Raw genomic sequence first — 14,176 nt, 5'->3', positions numbered from 1 at the left:
ACATGGACCTGACCGCCACCACCCGCTCCCTCTCGTCCGCCGTTTCCGCCGCCGCACGCCTGCTTTCGTCCCGGTCCGGCCTGCTCCTGCGGGCCGGCCGGGAAGGGCTGACCGTCGGCGGCAGCGACAGTGAACGAGCTGTCCGCCTGAGCGCCGAGACGATCGTGCACACCGACGGCGAGGTCGTCGTCCCGGCCGGGCCGCTCGCGGAGACGTTGCGCATGCTCGACGACGACCTGGTGCGCCTGGTCGTCGAGGGCTCGCGGCTGGCCGTACGCGTGGAAGGCGGCCGCTTCGCGTTGCCGCTGCTGAGCCGGGAACTGAACCTTCCGGAGATGCCGCCCAAGGTGTCCGAAGTGGACGGATCCGCCTTGGTGACCGCGTTGCGCACCGTCGCGGGCACGGCGGCGAAGGACGACGCGCTGCCGATGTTCACCGGTGTCCGCGTCCAGAGCTTCAGCCGCGAGCTGCGGCTGACCGCGTCCGACCGGTACCGGATGGCCGTGGCCACCCTTCCGCTGCGCTCCGAAGGCGAGCCGATCGACGCGCTCGTCCCGGCAGGCCTGCTGGCCGAGACGGCGAAGCAGGCTCGGGGCATCGTCGGCCTCCACGGTGACCGGACCCGGTTCGGGCTGAGCTGGGCAGGCGTCGCCGTCACCACCGCCGTGCTCGACGCGGGTTTCCTGTCGGAGAAGCTGATCGAGTCGTCCACTGTGGACACGACGGTCGAGGTCGCCGCCGACGCGCTGGCCGCCGCCGTGCGCCGGGTGGGCGTCTACGCGGACGAGCGCCGCGTGCTGACGCTGGAGGTCGGCGACGCGCACCTGCGGCTGGCCAGTTCGAAGCAGGACACAGGGGAGGCCGAAGAGACCCTGAAGGCCGAGGTCTCCGGCGGCCGGACGTCGCCCTCGTTCCAGGCGCGCTACCTGCTGGACGCGCTCCAGGGTTTCACCGGCGAACGGGTGCGGCTCGAGATCCAGCCCGGCATGCGGGCCTGCGTCATCCGCTCCACCGACCCCGGCGATGTCGCCCTGACCTACTACGTCATGCCGATGCTTCCCCGCTGAAAAATGTTATGAACGGGACTTTCATAACAAAATTTGCAATGAAAGTCCCGTTCATAACACGCGCGAGGGGGGCGGGGTCAGGCCGAAGCGGCCTTCACCGCGGCCTCGATCTCCGCGAACGACGGGTTCACCATCGCCTTCGAGCCCACGAAGACCGTCGGCACGACCTCGTTCCCGTTCGCCACCGAACGCACACGCGCGGCGGCGTCCGGATCCTCCCAGATGTTGACCCGCTTCACCTTCAAGCCGCTCTTCGACAGCGGCCGCTCCAGTGCGGCGCAGAACCCGCATCCGGGCCGCCAGTAGAACTCGACCTCGACGTCACTCATTCGCCGTCCTCCGACCTCAGGTAGTCCAACTGCGCCTGCACACTCCACTCGGCGGGCGCCCACAAAGCCTTGTCGACGTCGGCGTAGACGACCTCGACGACCTGGCGCGGGGTGGCGTCCGCGCCGAGGACCTTCAGTGCCGAACGCACCTGATCGAGCCGTTCTTCCCGGTGCGCCAGGTATTCACGCGCTGTCGCGGCCAGATCGGGCAGTTCGGGGCCGTGCCCCGGCAGACCGGCGGTACCGTCGGGCAGTTCGATGAGCTTGCGCAGCGAGCGCAGGTAGTCACCGAGGTCGTGCAGCACGGTGGTGCCGCGGCCGAGGATGGTGTCACCGGTCAGGATCTGCCCCTCGGAACGCAGGCAGATCGAGTCGCCGGTGTGCCCCGGCGTGTGCAGCACCGAGATCTCCAGGCCGCCGGCCTCGACCACCTCACCGTCCACAAGGGACTTACCGCCGACGCACAACGACTCGTCGAAGGCCCGCACCGGAGCGCCGACCCGTTCGGCGAACCACGGTGCGCCCTCGGCGTGGTCGGGATGGTGGTGGGTCAGGATGATCAGCTCGACGGCGCCGGTCCCGGCGAGCAGCGTCAGGTGCTCGATGTCCTCGTGGCCGGGATCGACGACGACGGAACCGGCCGCGCCGGGACCGCGCAGCACCCAGGAATTGGTGCCCTCCAACGTCATCGACGACGGATTGCGCTCCAACAGCACCGAAGCCGTCGGCGTGACCTGACGCAGCACGCCGTACGCGGGGGCGCTCACGCCGGGTCCAATACGACGCGGACCTTGTCGCCGTCGCGCACCAGCGTCGGCATGATCTTCACGATCTCGCGCTCGCTGGCCTGCGCCACGGCGGCCGAATCGAAGGTGCCCAGTTCCGCGAGCGTGATCCAGGTCGGCGGCATGAGCATGCGGCGTCCTTCCTTGGCGTCGGCGAGGGCGTCTTCGGGCCGCTGCCAGCCGGAGCCGACGGCCTCGGAGGTGGCACCGTCGGCCTGCTGGCCCTCGGGCAGTACGGCGACGAAGAAACAGGTGTCGTAGCGGCGCGGTTCCTCTGGCGGGGTGACCCAGTTCGCCCACGGACGCAAGAGATCCGCGCGCAGCGTCAGGTCGTTCGCCGCCAGGAACGCGGCGAGCGAAAGTTCGCGGGAGACCAGTTTCTCGCGAGCGTCGTGGTACCGCGTCGCGTCGCTGACGACGGTGTCCCCGACACTCGCGAGCAGTACGCCCGATTCTTCGAAGGTCTCGCGCACCGCCGCGCACACCAGGGCGCGGGCCAGCGGTTCCTCGCACCGGAAGCGCTCCGCCCACCAGGCGGGCTCCGGGCCCGCCCAGCTCACCGAGGCGTCGACATCGCGGGAATCCACGCCACCGCCGGGGAAGACGGTCATCCCGCCCGCGAAGGGCATGCCCTTCACCCGATGCTGCAGGAAGACCTCGACGCCTTGCTCGCCGTCGCGGAGGAGGATCACGGTCGCCGCGTCCTTGGGCGTCACCGGCGTACCGCCGGCGTTGGCGCGGGTGCCCACCCCGGCCCCCACCGGGATGTCGAATGTCAGTTCTTCAGCCACACCCGCAACCTAACATCGCGTTTCGTCCTCTGGTTGCGATCGTTGCGCGTGCAACTACCCCATCCAGAGGACGAAACGCGTGGCGCTTGGTTAAGAAGACCAGCCGCTGCTGCGCGAAGCCCCGTTCAGCCGGATCTTCGCCGCCTCGGCACGCTCCCGTTCGGCGAGCTCGGCGTGCAGCTCGCGCAGGAGCGCGCGATCGCGTTCGCTCAGGCTCGGGTCGTCGAGGTCGAGAGCGGGCAGCTCGACGACCTCGTGCATGCTCGGCTTGCCCGTGGCGATCTCGCGGCCCTTTTCCGGGTCCTCCTTGAGCGCCTGGCGCAGCTGCGCCACCTCGGCCGGGGTCAGGTCGGCCGTGCGCTCGGCACGGGTCTCCGCCCTCGACTTACGCGGCGGCTGCTCCGAAGACGACCCGGACGAAGAAGACGCGGACGCCGGGGCGGGCGACGGCTGCACGATCGGCACCACCGGCGCGATCGGCTCCGAGCTGCCCACCGGCCGCAGCCCGTGCCTGCTCGGCTGCTCCTTGACCGGCTCGGGAGCCGGGGCGGGTGCGGGCGGCGGAGTCACCGGCTCCGACCGAAAGTCACTGGAATGGGTACTCCCCGTGACCCAGACAGGACTCGCGGCCGACGACGCGGCCTGGTGGTACGCGGACCGCGCGACGCCGGGTCCCGCGACCTCGACGACCGAACGGATACCCGCGCGGCGAAGCGCGGTGTCCACGCGGAAGGCGACCGCGGGCGGGTTGCCCTCCGGGCCGATCTCGACCAGGACCACCCGCTGCGGCAGCGCGCCGGGCACGCTCCCGGCGGGCGTGTTCCGCCACACCGCGTGCACCGAGCGGACGTCCGGCAGCACCTGCAGGGTGCGGTCGAGCGCCTCGGCGAGGCCGAATTCGGGCTGGTTCTCACCGGTGAACCGGTGGGTGAGCACCGACTCGTCCTCCTCCACGAGCAGGTCGTTCGCCAGGGTGGCGTCGGACCGGCTCATCTCGAGGACGAGCGCCAGCTCACGCTGTTCGGACGAGCTCACCGGGATCTTCCCCGCGATCAGGGTTCCGGTGGTGAGCTCGACCGCTTCATCGATGTGCGCACGCGCGATCAGCTCACGCGCTTCGGTCAAAGCACTGTCGTCGATTCGACCCGCCAGGGCCAGTAACAGGTTGTGCAGGCGCAGGGGCACCGAGAACCCGTCCATGGGCGGGCCGTCGTGGACCTCCACCATTGCTCTGCTCCCTCCCGGCTCGCCTGGTGGTGCGAGCGTTAAGCGGCGACCAGCCGACTTCCGGTGTCCACCGCGCCCACGCAGACCAGCTCGGAGTTGGCGAGCGCGGTGCGGTGATAGCCGGTGAGGTCGATGCTCGGCGGGAGAACCTCGACGCCGGGCTCCTCGTCACCCAGCACGCGCAGGACGCGCTGCAGTTCGCCGGTCAGCCTCGGCAGCCCGTTCAGCGCCGTGACCAGGAGGACTCGCTTCGCCCCGCCCTCGCCGACGACACCGAGGTGTCGCCAGCTTTGCCGCACTTCACCCACATCCGGCCGTCCCCGCAACGTCGCGTGGATCAATACGGACACAGAGTCGACGGAGTTCACCCATTCGGGCGCACTCTGCGTGAATGTGTACCTGGTCTCGGTGACGTCGTCTACCCCCAGGGTGGAACTCACCTGATGCCAATCGGCCCCGTGGGGAATGAGCCCGGCGACTAGCAGGCGATACTCGGTTTGATCGAGGTCGATCCTGTGCTTAAGCAAAGACCTGGGCAGGGTCCGCGCGAGGGTTCCCATCGCGCCTTCACCCAGCCAGTCACGGAAACGCCAGAGGAGCTGATCCGGCAGCCGTCCGGCCAGCCGGAGCAGAAGCTCGTGCGAGGACTTCTCGATGTCGGGGTCCATCACTTCACCTCCACGATCAGTTCGATCTCGACCGGCGCCCCGATCGGCAGCTCGGAGACCCCGACGGCCGAACGGGCGTGGATACCCGCCTCGCCGAAGATCTCGCCGAGCAGCTCGGACGCCCCGTTGATCACCGCGGGCTGGCCGGTGAAGCCCTCCGCGGACGCCACGAACCCGACGACCTTGACCACCCGCACGACGTTGTCGATCCCGACGACGGAGTCGACCGCGGCGAGCGCGTTGAGGATCGAAGTCCGCGCGTACTTCTTCGCCTCTTCGGGGCTGACCTCGGCGCCGACCTTGCCGGTCGCTTCGAGCTCACCGGAGACGAAGGGCAGCTGCCCGGCCGTGTAGACGTACGAGCCGGTGCGGACGGCGGGCACGTAGGCCGCCAGCGGAGCGGCGACGCCGGGGAGTTCGATACCGAGCTCGGCAAGCCGATCGGTCCAGGTCATGGCTTCAATCCCCTAGTTCTTGGCTCGTTTGAGGTAGGCGACGTGCTGCTCGCCGGTCGGGTTCGGGAGCACGGTGACGAGCTCCCAGCCGTCCTCGCCCCACTGGTCGAGGATCTGCTTGGTGGCGTGGATCAACAGGGGGACGGTCGCGTACTCCCACTTGGTGGCGCTCATGCCCGGGAGCGTAGCCAAACCGGCGAGCGCGCCCGACACACATGCGGCAAAACCCTCTCGCGAGCGGTTCGCCGATTTCCCCCGGATGTGGTTCACTTCACACCTACTCGGGAGTAGATAGGACGTTGACATGCGGACAACGAAGTCCCTCGCCGTCGCCTTCCTGGCCACGGCGCTTGCCCTGATCTGCGCTTCACCGGCGGACGCCGACGAGAAACTGCCCGTTCCGTGGACCCTCGCCGCGGCCTTGCCCGCGCAGGCGGCGACCCCTGGCGGACCGCCGCCGGGCGCGAACGACTTCGACTGCAGTCCAAGCACGGCCCATCCGAATCCGGTGGTGCTCACCCACGGCCTCGGCGCCAACCAGACGGTGAACTGGCAGACGTTCGGCCCGCTGCTCAAGAACAACGGGTACTGCGTGTTCTCCCTGACCTACGGCGTCCCCGGCGAGCCGCTGCCGGTCTACCAGCCCGGCGGGCTCCTGCCGATGGAACAGAGCGCGAAAGAACTGTCGAAGTTCGTCGACAAGGTGCTCGACGCGACCGGCGCGTCCAAGGTGGACATCCTCGGCCACTCCGAAGGCACGCTGATGCCTTCTTATTACGTGAAGTTCCTCGGCGGGGCGTCCAAAGTGGACAAGTACGTCAGCCTGACCCCGTTGTGGGACGGGACCACGCTCTTCGGCGCTTCTCATCTGTACGCGGTCGCCGGCGCACTGGGGCTGGCGCCCGGGTTCAACGGGATCCTCGACCCGCTCTGCGGCTCGTGCCGCCAGTTCCTGCGCGGTTCGGAATTCCTCACGAAGCTGCGTGGCGGCAACGGCGTCTTCCAGCCTGGGGTGACCTATACGAACATCATGACCCGCTACGACGAGGCCGTCGTGCCGTACACGAGCGGCATGGGCAAGGGACCGAACGTGAAGAACATCGTGCTGCAGGACAGCTGTGTGCTGGACCTCGCGGAGCACGGCGGGGTCGCCGCCGACCGCAACGCGGCCGGGCATGTCCTCAACGCGCTCGACCCGGCGCACGCGAAGCCGGTGCCGTGCGTGCCCGCGACCCCGATCGGGAGCTGAAAGACCCCATTAGGCTCGGCACGTGGAGACCTGGCGTGTGGTCGCGACCGTCCTGCTCGCCGCGGCCGGGCTGCCGCTGGTGCTGGTCCTGATGGCGAAGGCCAGGGACCGGACGGACCGCTCGGCGACGGTCGCGATCACCGGCGCGGTGGCCTTCGTGGTCCTCCTGCTGCTCGGTGTGGTGATGCTCACGCTCCTGCCCGGCGCCCTGACCTGGGTCATCGTCGCGGTGGTCGCGGCCGCCCTCGGCGTCATGATGCTGGCGAGCTGAACCCTCAATTAGGGTGGGACCGGTGAGCACTCCCCTTGCCGGCTGGACCGACGAACTCGCGAGAGCCCGGCTGCATTTCGTCACCGGTAAGGGCGGCACGGGCAAGACCACCCTCGCCGCCTCGCTGGGCCTCGCGCTCGCGAAGGGCGGGCGCCGGGTGCTGCTGATCGAGGTCGAGGGCCGCCAGGGCATCGCCCAGCTCTTCGACACCGAGCCGCTGCCCTACGCCGAGCAGCGCATCGCGGCCGTCCCCGGTGGCGGTGAGCTGCGCGCGCTGCACATCGACGTCGAGGCCGCGCTGCTCGAGTACTTCGAGATGTTCTACAACCTCGGTTTCGCCGGGCGGACGCTGCGGCGGATGGGCGCGATCGAGTTCGCGACCACCCTCGCGCCGGGGCTGCGCGACGTCCTGCTCACCGGGAAGATCAAGGAATGCGTCGGCCGGACCGAATCCGACGGCCGCCACACCTATGACGCCGTCGTCGTCGACTCGCCGCCCACCGGCCGGGTCGTGAAGTTCCTCGACGTCACCAAGGCCCTCACCGACCTCGCCAAGACCGGCCCGATCCGCGGCCAGGCCGACGGCGTCGTCCGGCTGCTGCATTCCGGCGAGACCGCCGTGCACCTGGTGACGCTGCTCGAAGAGATGCCGGTCCGGGAAACCGTCGAAGCGGTCGCCGAACTCGACGGCGCCGATCTGCGCCCCGGCGCGGTGCTGGTCAACCGGGTCCGCCCGCCGCGGCTGCCCGCGCGCTCGGTCACGGCCGCCGCGGACGGCCGCGTCGACGCCTCCCGTGTCCGCGCCGGGCTCGCGTCGGCCGGGTTGAACCTGCCCGACAGCACCCTCGACGCGCTCGTCGAGGAGACGGTCGAGCACGCCGTCCGGGTCGCGGCCGAGCAGCGCGCCCGCGAACAACTGGCCGAAGCGGATCTGCCGGGCCTGGAGCTGCCGGACCTGACCGACGGGGTCGACGTCGCGGCGCTCTACGACCTCGCCGAAGCGCTGACCGAGCAGGGGGTGCGCTGATGTCGGACGTCCTGGAGATGGACCGGCTGATCGACGATCCGGAAAGCCGGGTCATCGTCTGCTGCGGTTCCGGCGGGGTCGGCAAGACGACCACCGCGGCGGCGCTGGCGTTGCGCGCGGCCGAACGCGGACGGCAGACGGTGGTGCTCACCATCGACCCGGCGCGGCGGCTGGCGCAGGCGCTCGGCCTGCGGGAACTGGGCAATCACCCGAAGCAGGTGCAGGTCGAGGGCTTCGAACCCAAGGGCGAACTCTGGGCGATGATGCTCGACATGCGCCGCACGTTCGACGACATGGTGCGCGTGCACGCCGGTCCGGAACGGGCCGAGCAGCTGCTGCAGAACCCCTTCTACCAGACCATTTCCACGTCTTTCTCCGGGACGCAGGAGTACATGGCGATGGAGAAGCTGGGTCAGCTCGCGGCCACCGACGAGTGGGACCTGATCATCGTCGACACCCCGCCGAGCAGGTCCGCTCTGGACTTCCTCGACGCGCCGACGCGGCTTTCGAGCGCACTCGACGGCCGGATGATCCGGCTGCTCACCGGCCCCGCGAAGGCGGGCGGCTGGGGTCTGCGCAAGGTCGTCAACGCCGGGTTCTCGATGTTCGCGAAGGCCGTCTCGACGATCATCGGCGGCCAGTTGCTGACCGACGCGTCGGCGTTCATGCAGGCCTTCGACAGCATGTTCGGCGGCTTCCGCGAACGCGCGCGCAAGACCGCGGAACTGCTGCGGTCCGGCGGGACGTCGTTCCTCGTGGTGGCCGCGCCGGAGCCGGACGCGCTGCGCGAGGCGTCCTACTTCGTGGAGCGGCTTTCGGAGGAGAGCATGCCGCTGGCCGGGCTGGTCGCGAACCGGACGCATCCGGTGCTGGCGCCGCTGTCCGGCGCCGAGGCCATCGCGGCCGCCGAACAGCTGGCGAAGGGCGGGACCGGCGCACCGCTGGCCGAAGCCGTCCTCCGCCTGCACGCGGACCGGGTCGCGCTGGCCGAACGAGAGACACGGCTGCTCGCCAGGTTCACGCGGGCGCATCCCGAGGTCCCGCTGGCGCGGGTGCCCGCGCTCCCCAGCGACGTGCACGATCTCGAAGGCCTGCGCGACATCGGCACGCGATTGGCCACTCAGTCCTGAATTCCCGTGAAGGGCCCCTTCCCTACCTTGGACTCAGGGAAGGGGTCCTTCACGGAAAGATGATCACGAGACTCGGACGCGTACGTCTTCCTCTTCGTCGATCCCGACGAACCTGCGCTTCGCTGCTTCAAGCAGGTCCGCCCAGCTGGAAACATCCGGCCGCCGCCGCAGCAGCGCCCGCCGTTCCCGTTCGGTCATACCTCCCCAGATACCGAAGTTGATCCGGCCATCGAGCGCTTCGGCGAGACATTCCGTCCTGACCGGGCAACCGAGGCAGACCGCCTTGGCCCGGTTCTGTTCCGCCCCCCGGACGAACAAACCGTCCGGATCGGTGTCGCGGCACGACGCATTGACCCGCCAGCTCGACTGGTTGGTTTCCATACCCCCAGCTCCCTACCCTGGTGTTCGACACACCACGGGGGGACAAAAAGCCTGCGCTCCTGCCCCCATGAGCGTGTCTCCCTTGTGCTCACGTCGGTTCTTCCCGGCACCTCCCCGGCGCCGGTGCCTCCGTTCGGCCGAATGCGACTGCCGCTCGCACTCACCCGTCTGTCGGCTTTTTCATACGTGAGACGTTGACGGACTGTAAGGGCCCTCGGTTCCCTCCGCCAAGCCCTAGAATGCCTCCGATTACCAGACGTCATCCCATGGGGTCGCTTTTGTAACCGAATTCGCACGCTCAGCGAGGTGACGTCACGGTGGGCTAACGGGATCCGCGTACCCTGGTCCGCGTGCGCAAAACGGACGGTCTGCTGAAGCTCATTGGCCTGTGTGTGCTCGCGGGGGTGCTGGTCGCGGGAATGTTGTTCCCGGTGGCGGGTGCCGCGGGGGTGATCTCCAACCAGGCGAGCGAGACCGTCGACAAGACATCTTCGGACCTTGCGGACATTCCGCCGCCGCTGGTGACGACCATCACGGACAACACCGGCAAGCAGATCGCGACGCTGTACAAGCAGTACCGCATCCCGACGACCGAGACCCAGATCAACGACGCCATGAAGTGGGCGCTGATCTCGGTCGAGGACAAGCGCTTCTACGAGCACAACGGGGTGGACTGGAAGGGCACGCTGCGCGCCGCGGTCAGCAACACCACCGGCGGTGACACGCAGGGCGCGTCGACGCTGACCCAGCAGTACGTCAAGAACTACTTGATCAACGTCGTCTACCGCGACGACAAGCCGGGCCAGAAGCGCGCACAGGAACAGTCGGTCGCCCGGAAGCTGAAGGAAGCCCGGATCGCGATCCAGCTGGAAACCAAGCTGAACAAGATGCAGATCCTGACCGGCTACCTGAACGTCGTCGAGTTCTCGCGCGAGATCTACGGCGTCGGCGCGGCCGCGAACGCGTACTTCAACACGCCCGTGGAGAAGCTGTCGGTGCCGCAGGCGGCGTTGCTGGCCGGTCTGGTGAACAACCCCGCCGTCAACGACCCGTGGAAGAACCCGGCGAAGGCGACCGAACGCCGCAACCTGGTACTGGACCGCATGGTCGACAACCAGAAGCTCGCGAAGGCGGATGCGGAACGCTTCAAGGGCGAGCCGCTCGGCGTCGTCGAAGGCGGCCCGAAGAAACCCGCGTCGAACTGCGTCGGCGCCGGACCGGAGAACGGGTTCTTCTGCCAGTACGTCGAGGACTACCTCCTCAAGTCGGGTATGACGCTGGACGACCTCTACACCGGCGGCTACCAGATCAAGACCACTTTGGACGAACGGGCGAACCACGAAGCCAAGGTGTCGGCCGAAACGCAGGTCAAGAAGACGCAGGACAACGTCGCGAACACGCTTTCCTTGGTGAAACCGGGCAAGAACCGGCACGAAGTGGTGGCTCTGGCGGCGAACCGCGACTACGGCCTTCATGCGGACCAAGGCCAGACGACCTTCGCGTTGCCCTCCGGCGTCTACAACACCGGCGGCGCGGGCTCGGCGTACAAGGTCTTCACCGCCGCCGCGGCGCTGGAAGCGGGTGTGGCCGGGATCAACACCCCGTTGCCGGTGCCCGACTTCTACACCTCCAGCGTGTTCGCCGGTGGTGGCAACAAATGCGCCCCGACCGGGCCGCCCTTGCGCTCTCGCTGGTATTGCCTCGGCAACGCGGGTGACTACAACCCGGCCGGTGGGGTCATGTCGCTGCAGCAGGCACTGGCGACCTCGCCGAACACCGCGTTCGTGAACCTCGAGGAGAAGGTCGGGAGCACCGGGCCGATCGTGGAGATGGCGCGCAAGCTCGGCATGCGCGACACCATGGCCAGCAACCTCGGCGGCGGCACCGTCGACCCGAAGTCCGACAACCCCGGCGCCAACGCCAGCCAGCTGCAGGCCTTCGGCCCGAGGCCAGGCTGGCCGGGGAACGCCTCGTTCACTCTCGGCCCCGCCCCGCTGAGCGGACTGGAACTGGCGAACGTCGGTGCCACGATCATGAGCGGCGGCGTCTGGTGCCCGCCGACCCCGCTGACCGGCGTCACCGACCGGGACGGAAAGCCGGTGCCCGTCAAGGAATCCCCCTGCGAGCAGGTGGTCCCCGAAGGTCTCGCCAACACCCTCGCGGTCGGCATGAGCAAGGACAGTTCGCCCGGTGGCACGTCGTTCGCCGCCGCGAACGGTGTCCGGTGGAACCGGCCGGTGATGGGCAAGACCGGGACCACGCAGAGCAACGGCTCGGGGACGTACCTCGGGGCCACCCCGCAGCTCGCGGGCGCGGCGATGGTGTTCCGTCCGAAGGGCGGAAACGGCGGTCTCTGCTACCTCGGACCGGGTAACGTGAACACCCGGTGCGAAAACATGTTCGGCGGCAAGACGCCCGCGCAGACCTGGTTCGGCGCGATGTCGAAGATCCTCGAAGGACAGGAACCGCTGCCACTGCCGGCGCCGGACCCGAAGTACATGGGCGCCGGACGCTGACCATCGAGGGCCGCGTTCACCAGCGCGAATCACGATGAGTCACAGTGGACTAACTTTGAGTGAGCAGCTGGCGGCCTAACGAGGAACGGTGGTCGACGCGGTCATGTCGATTGATCACATCACCCGCCGCCGACCACGGAAAGTGAAGAAAAGAGGCCATTCCAGCGATTCTTCGACATCGCCGGAATGGGGGCGAACGATCACCACCGAAGAGCACGTAAACTGGACATTGTGAGCACGCTCAGTAACAACCACACCTCGGGGGCGACGGTACGGCGCTGGGCCGTGGGAACCGCCGCCCTGGGAGCCGCGACCCTCGGTTACGCGGTCGGCATCGAAAGGCGCCGGTGGACGCTTCGCACGGCGGAGCTCCCGGTCCTCGCGGCAGGGGCGAAGCCCTTCACGATCCTCCACATCTCGGACCTGCACATGCTCCCCGGTCACGTGAGCAAGCAACGCTGGGTAGCCGCGCTCGACCGGCTCGAACCGGACCTCGTCGTCAACACCGGTGACAATTTGTCACATCAGCAAGCCGTCCCGTCCGTCCTGCGCGCACTCGGCCCCCTGCTCGACAGGCCCGGCGTGTTCATCTTCGGCAGCAACGACTACTACGCGCCGAAGCCGAAGAACCCCGCGCGCTACCTCATGCCGAAGGGCAAGAAGAAGCGGATCCACGGCGAGCATCTGCCCTGGCGCGACCTCCGTGCCGCGTTCATCGAACACGGCTGGACCGACCTCACCCACGTCCGCCGCACCATCGAGGTCGCCGACCAGTACGTGTTCACCGCCGGCGTCGACGACGCCCACCTCCGCCGCGACCGCTACGCCGACATCGCCGGCCCGGCCGACACCGGCGCCGCCGTCCGCATCGGCGTCACCCACTCCCCGGAACCCCGCGTCCTCGACGAGTTCGCCGGCGACGGCTACGACCTCGTCCTCGCCGGGCACACCCACGGCGGGCAACTCCGCATCCCCGGCTACGGCGCCCTCGTCACCAACTGCGAACTGGACCGCACCCGGGCCCGCGGCGCCTCCCGCTGGGGCGCCCAGATGTGGCTCCACGTCTCCGCCGGACTGGGCACCTCTCCGTACGCCCCGGCCCGCTTCGCCTGCCCTCCCGAGGCGAGCCTGCTGACCCTCGTCCCCAGGGGCACGACCAGGGAGAACCACCGGAAAGCAGCCCCCCGCAAAGCCCGAAACACCGTCCGCTAAACTTCTCCTCGACCCGCTAAGAAGTATCCGGGGTGTGGCGCAGCTTGGTAGCGTGCCTCGTTCGGGTCGAGGAGGTCGTGGGTTCGAATCCCGCCACCCCGACGTAGGTCCCGTAGGGCTCGCGTGTTGGCAGAAAGCGCCAACTACGCGGGCCCTACGGTGTTTTTTGGGGGTGCGACCCCCAAACCCCGCCCGGGAGGGCTTCGCCCCCCGGACCCCCCATAGGGAGTGGGTCGGCTTGGGGAGTGGGGCTCTTGTGGGTGCGCCTTGAGTTGGTCGTGAGTGGTAAGTGTCGTTAGAACGACACTTACCACTCACGAGTCGTGGTCAGCGGGTCGCGAGGAGTTCGGTCCAGCATTGGGCGAAATCGCCGTCACCGGAGCGGGCCCAGGACCAGGCCGAGCGGGCGGCGGAGGCGAGCTGGTCGCGGTCCGGGGTGGTCGCGGTTTCCAGCGCCGTCACCAGGCAAGCCTCGACATAGGTCGCCAGCGACCGGTACGTCGCGTCCGTGCGGTAGCGGATTTTCGTTCGCACGTCACGGAAACCGGCGGCCGTGACCGCGGCGGGGATGGACCGCCCGGCGAACGGGTCGCCACCCGCGCGACGGCACAGCAGATGGTGCCCGCGGAGCGCCGCGTCGACATTCGCCGTCTTCGGCCGGAGCCGCGCGCGACTCCAGTCCGATGTGGACAGTGCGAGCGATCCGCCCGGCTTGAGCACCCGCCGGATCTCCGCGAGCGCGGCACCAGGCTCCTTCAGCTGCTCGAAGACAGCGTGCGCGAAGACCACGTCCACCGAGGCTTCGGCGAACGGCAACGCCCGCGCGTCCGCGACCAAAAAGTCCACTGTGGACTTTCTGTGTCCGTCGGCGATACCGAGGGTGATCGAACCCGGGCCGCAGCCGACGTCGACGAGCCCCATCCCCGGCCCGAACAGCGGTTGCGCGAACACGGCACGTTCGACCGCCTGGCGCGCAGACCGCGCGGACACCGCATCGCGCGCGACGCCCGGCGCGTTTCCCTCCAGCACCCCGCACACAGTACGGCTCTCCAGTGGCAGGATCGAGGG

General features: G+C 68.8%; 16 protein-coding genes and 1 tRNA gene. 8 read left to right on the top strand and 9 right to left on the bottom strand.

Translation table 11 applies throughout. From position 1 onward, the window contains the following. The first annotated feature begins 2 nt into the window (after positions 1–2). Positions 3–1,067: a DNA polymerase III subunit beta gene (gene dnaN / locus SD37_RS02485; protein ID WP_044853660.1), complete on the top strand. Its 1,065-nt coding sequence runs from the start codon at positions 3–5 to the stop codon at positions 1,065–1,067. A 77-nt stretch (positions 1,068–1,144) separates the two neighbouring features. On the opposite strand, the gene SD37_RS02480 is transcribed toward dnaN, so the two are convergent. The 7 genes from SD37_RS02480 to SD37_RS42445 all read right to left on the bottom strand — a co-directional run bounded on the left by SD37_RS02480 (position 1,145) and on the right by SD37_RS42445 (position 5,496). After that, positions 1,145–1,396: a glutaredoxin domain-containing protein gene (locus SD37_RS02480; protein WP_044853659.1), complete on the bottom strand. Its 252-nt coding sequence runs from the start codon at positions 1,394–1,396 to the stop codon at positions 1,145–1,147. After that, a complete protein-coding gene (locus tag SD37_RS02475) occupies positions 1,393–2,163 on the bottom strand; it encodes an MBL fold metallo-hydrolase (RefSeq protein WP_044853658.1) in 771 nt (256 codons plus the stop codon). Before SD37_RS02475 ends, SD37_RS02480 begins: the two co-directional genes overlap by 4 nt. Continuing rightward, positions 2,160–2,972 carry an NUDIX hydrolase gene (locus SD37_RS02470; RefSeq protein WP_044853657.1) on the bottom strand — a complete coding sequence of 271 codons (813 nt, stop codon included), beginning with the start codon at positions 2,970–2,972 and terminating at the stop codon, positions 2,160–2,162. Before SD37_RS02470 ends, SD37_RS02475 begins: the two co-directional genes overlap by 4 nt. A gap of 90 nt (positions 2,973–3,062) precedes the next feature. Further along, positions 3,063–4,199 carry a hypothetical protein gene (locus SD37_RS02465; protein WP_044853656.1) on the bottom strand — a complete coding sequence of 379 codons (1,137 nt, stop codon included), beginning with the start codon at positions 4,197–4,199 and terminating at the stop codon, positions 3,063–3,065. 38 nt (positions 4,200–4,237) lie between these two features. After that, positions 4,238–4,867, bottom strand: coding sequence for a hypothetical protein (locus SD37_RS02460; RefSeq protein ID WP_037318589.1), 630 nt, complete (start codon positions 4,865–4,867; stop codon positions 4,238–4,240). After that, the gene (locus tag SD37_RS02455) at positions 4,867–5,322 is read right to left on the bottom strand and encodes a RidA family protein (protein WP_044853655.1); all 456 of its coding nucleotides are present in this window, start codon (positions 5,320–5,322) and stop codon (positions 4,867–4,869) included. Before SD37_RS02455 ends, SD37_RS02460 begins: the two co-directional genes overlap by 1 nt. A 12-nt stretch (positions 5,323–5,334) precedes the next feature. Then, positions 5,335–5,496, bottom strand: a complete 162-nt coding sequence (locus tag SD37_RS42445; protein ID WP_005166970.1) for a DUF4177 domain-containing protein — start codon at positions 5,494–5,496, stop codon at positions 5,335–5,337. Between the two features lie 130 nt (positions 5,497–5,626). Here SD37_RS42445 and SD37_RS02450 point away from each other — a divergent pair, with 130 nt between their 5' ends. The 4 genes from SD37_RS02450 to SD37_RS02435 are packed head-to-tail and all read left to right on the top strand — an operon-like array spanning position 5,627 to position 8,999. After that, positions 5,627–6,571: an esterase/lipase family protein gene (locus SD37_RS02450; protein WP_044853654.1), complete on the top strand. Its 945-nt coding sequence runs from the start codon at positions 5,627–5,629 to the stop codon at positions 6,569–6,571. A 22-nt stretch (positions 6,572–6,593) separates the two neighbouring features. After that, positions 6,594–6,842, top strand: a complete 249-nt coding sequence (locus SD37_RS02445; RefSeq protein ID WP_044853653.1) for a hypothetical protein — start codon at positions 6,594–6,596, stop codon at positions 6,840–6,842. 22 nt (positions 6,843–6,864) lie between these two features. After that, entirely contained in the window at positions 6,865–7,869 is a 1,005-nt protein-coding gene (locus tag SD37_RS02440) for an ATPase BagA (protein WP_037318601.1), read from the top strand. Beyond that, positions 7,869–8,999: an ATPase BagB gene (locus tag SD37_RS02435; RefSeq protein ID WP_037318603.1), complete on the top strand. Its 1,131-nt coding sequence runs from the start codon at positions 7,869–7,871 to the stop codon at positions 8,997–8,999. The genes SD37_RS02440 and SD37_RS02435 overlap by 1 nt, the downstream gene beginning before the upstream one ends. A gap of 63 nt (positions 9,000–9,062) precedes the next feature. Here SD37_RS02435 and SD37_RS02430 read toward each other — a convergent pair whose 3' ends face one another. Continuing rightward, positions 9,063–9,380, bottom strand: a complete 318-nt coding sequence (locus SD37_RS02430) for a WhiB family transcriptional regulator (protein WP_044853652.1) — start codon at positions 9,378–9,380, stop codon at positions 9,063–9,065. A gap of 350 nt (positions 9,381–9,730) precedes the next feature. Between SD37_RS02430 and SD37_RS02425 the strand changes: the two genes are divergently transcribed. The 3 genes from SD37_RS02425 to SD37_RS02415 all read left to right on the top strand — a co-directional run bounded on the left by SD37_RS02425 (position 9,731) and on the right by SD37_RS02415 (position 13,210). Further along, positions 9,731–11,896: a transglycosylase domain-containing protein gene (locus tag SD37_RS02425; RefSeq protein ID WP_145926504.1), complete on the top strand. Its 2,166-nt coding sequence runs from the start codon at positions 9,731–9,733 to the stop codon at positions 11,894–11,896. A gap of 285 nt (positions 11,897–12,181) precedes the next feature. Beyond that, entirely contained in the window at positions 12,182–13,108 is a 927-nt protein-coding gene (locus tag SD37_RS02420) for a metallophosphoesterase (protein WP_044854028.1), read from the top strand. A gap of 28 nt (positions 13,109–13,136) precedes the next feature. Next, positions 13,137–13,210: transfer RNA gene (locus tag SD37_RS02415), tRNA-Pro, on the top strand. Between the two features lie 225 nt (positions 13,211–13,435). Here the strand turns inward: SD37_RS02415 and SD37_RS02410 are convergent. After that, entirely contained in the window at positions 13,436–14,137 is a 702-nt protein-coding gene (locus tag SD37_RS02410; RefSeq protein WP_044853651.1) for a class I SAM-dependent methyltransferase, read from the bottom strand. Positions 14,138–14,176 lie beyond the last annotated feature (39 nt).

The organism is Amycolatopsis orientalis (genome assembly GCF_000943515.2).
Lineage (GTDB): Bacteria > Actinomycetota > Actinomycetes > Mycobacteriales > Pseudonocardiaceae > Amycolatopsis > Amycolatopsis orientalis.
Note: the sequence above shows the minus strand (reverse complement) of the source record. Positions and strands in the feature narration are given on the sequence as shown.

What these genes read in the sequence shown, in the direction of transcription:
- SD37_RS02450 (WP_044853654.1), top strand. Translation starts at nt 5,627, where the DNA reads ATGCGGACAACGAAGTCCCTCGCCGTCGCCTTCCTGGCCACGGCGCTT.
- SD37_RS02460 (WP_037318589.1), bottom strand. Translation starts at nt 4,867, where the DNA reads ATGGACCCCGACATCGAGAAGTCCTCGCACGAGCTTCTGCTCCGGCTG.
- SD37_RS02455 (WP_044853655.1), bottom strand. Translation starts at nt 5,322, where the DNA reads ATGACCTGGACCGATCGGCTTGCCGAGCTCGGTATCGAACTCCCCGGC.
- SD37_RS42445 (WP_005166970.1), bottom strand. Translation starts at nt 5,496, where the DNA reads ATGAGCGCCACCAAGTGGGAGTACGCGACCGTCCCCCTGTTGATCCAC.
- SD37_RS02480 (WP_044853659.1), bottom strand. Translation starts at nt 1,396, where the DNA reads ATGAGTGACGTCGAGGTCGAGTTCTACTGGCGGCCCGGATGCGGGTTC.
- SD37_RS02435 (WP_037318603.1), top strand. Translation starts at nt 7,869, where the DNA reads ATGTCGGACGTCCTGGAGATGGACCGGCTGATCGACGATCCGGAAAGC.
- SD37_RS02465 (WP_044853656.1), bottom strand. Translation starts at nt 4,199, where the DNA reads ATGGTGGAGGTCCACGACGGCCCGCCCATGGACGGGTTCTCGGTGCCC.
- dnaN (WP_044853660.1), top strand. Translation starts at nt 3, where the DNA reads ATGGACCTGACCGCCACCACCCGCTCCCTCTCGTCCGCCGTTTCCGCC.
- SD37_RS02430 (WP_044853652.1), bottom strand. Translation starts at nt 9,380, where the DNA reads ATGGAAACCAACCAGTCGAGCTGGCGGGTCAATGCGTCGTGCCGCGAC.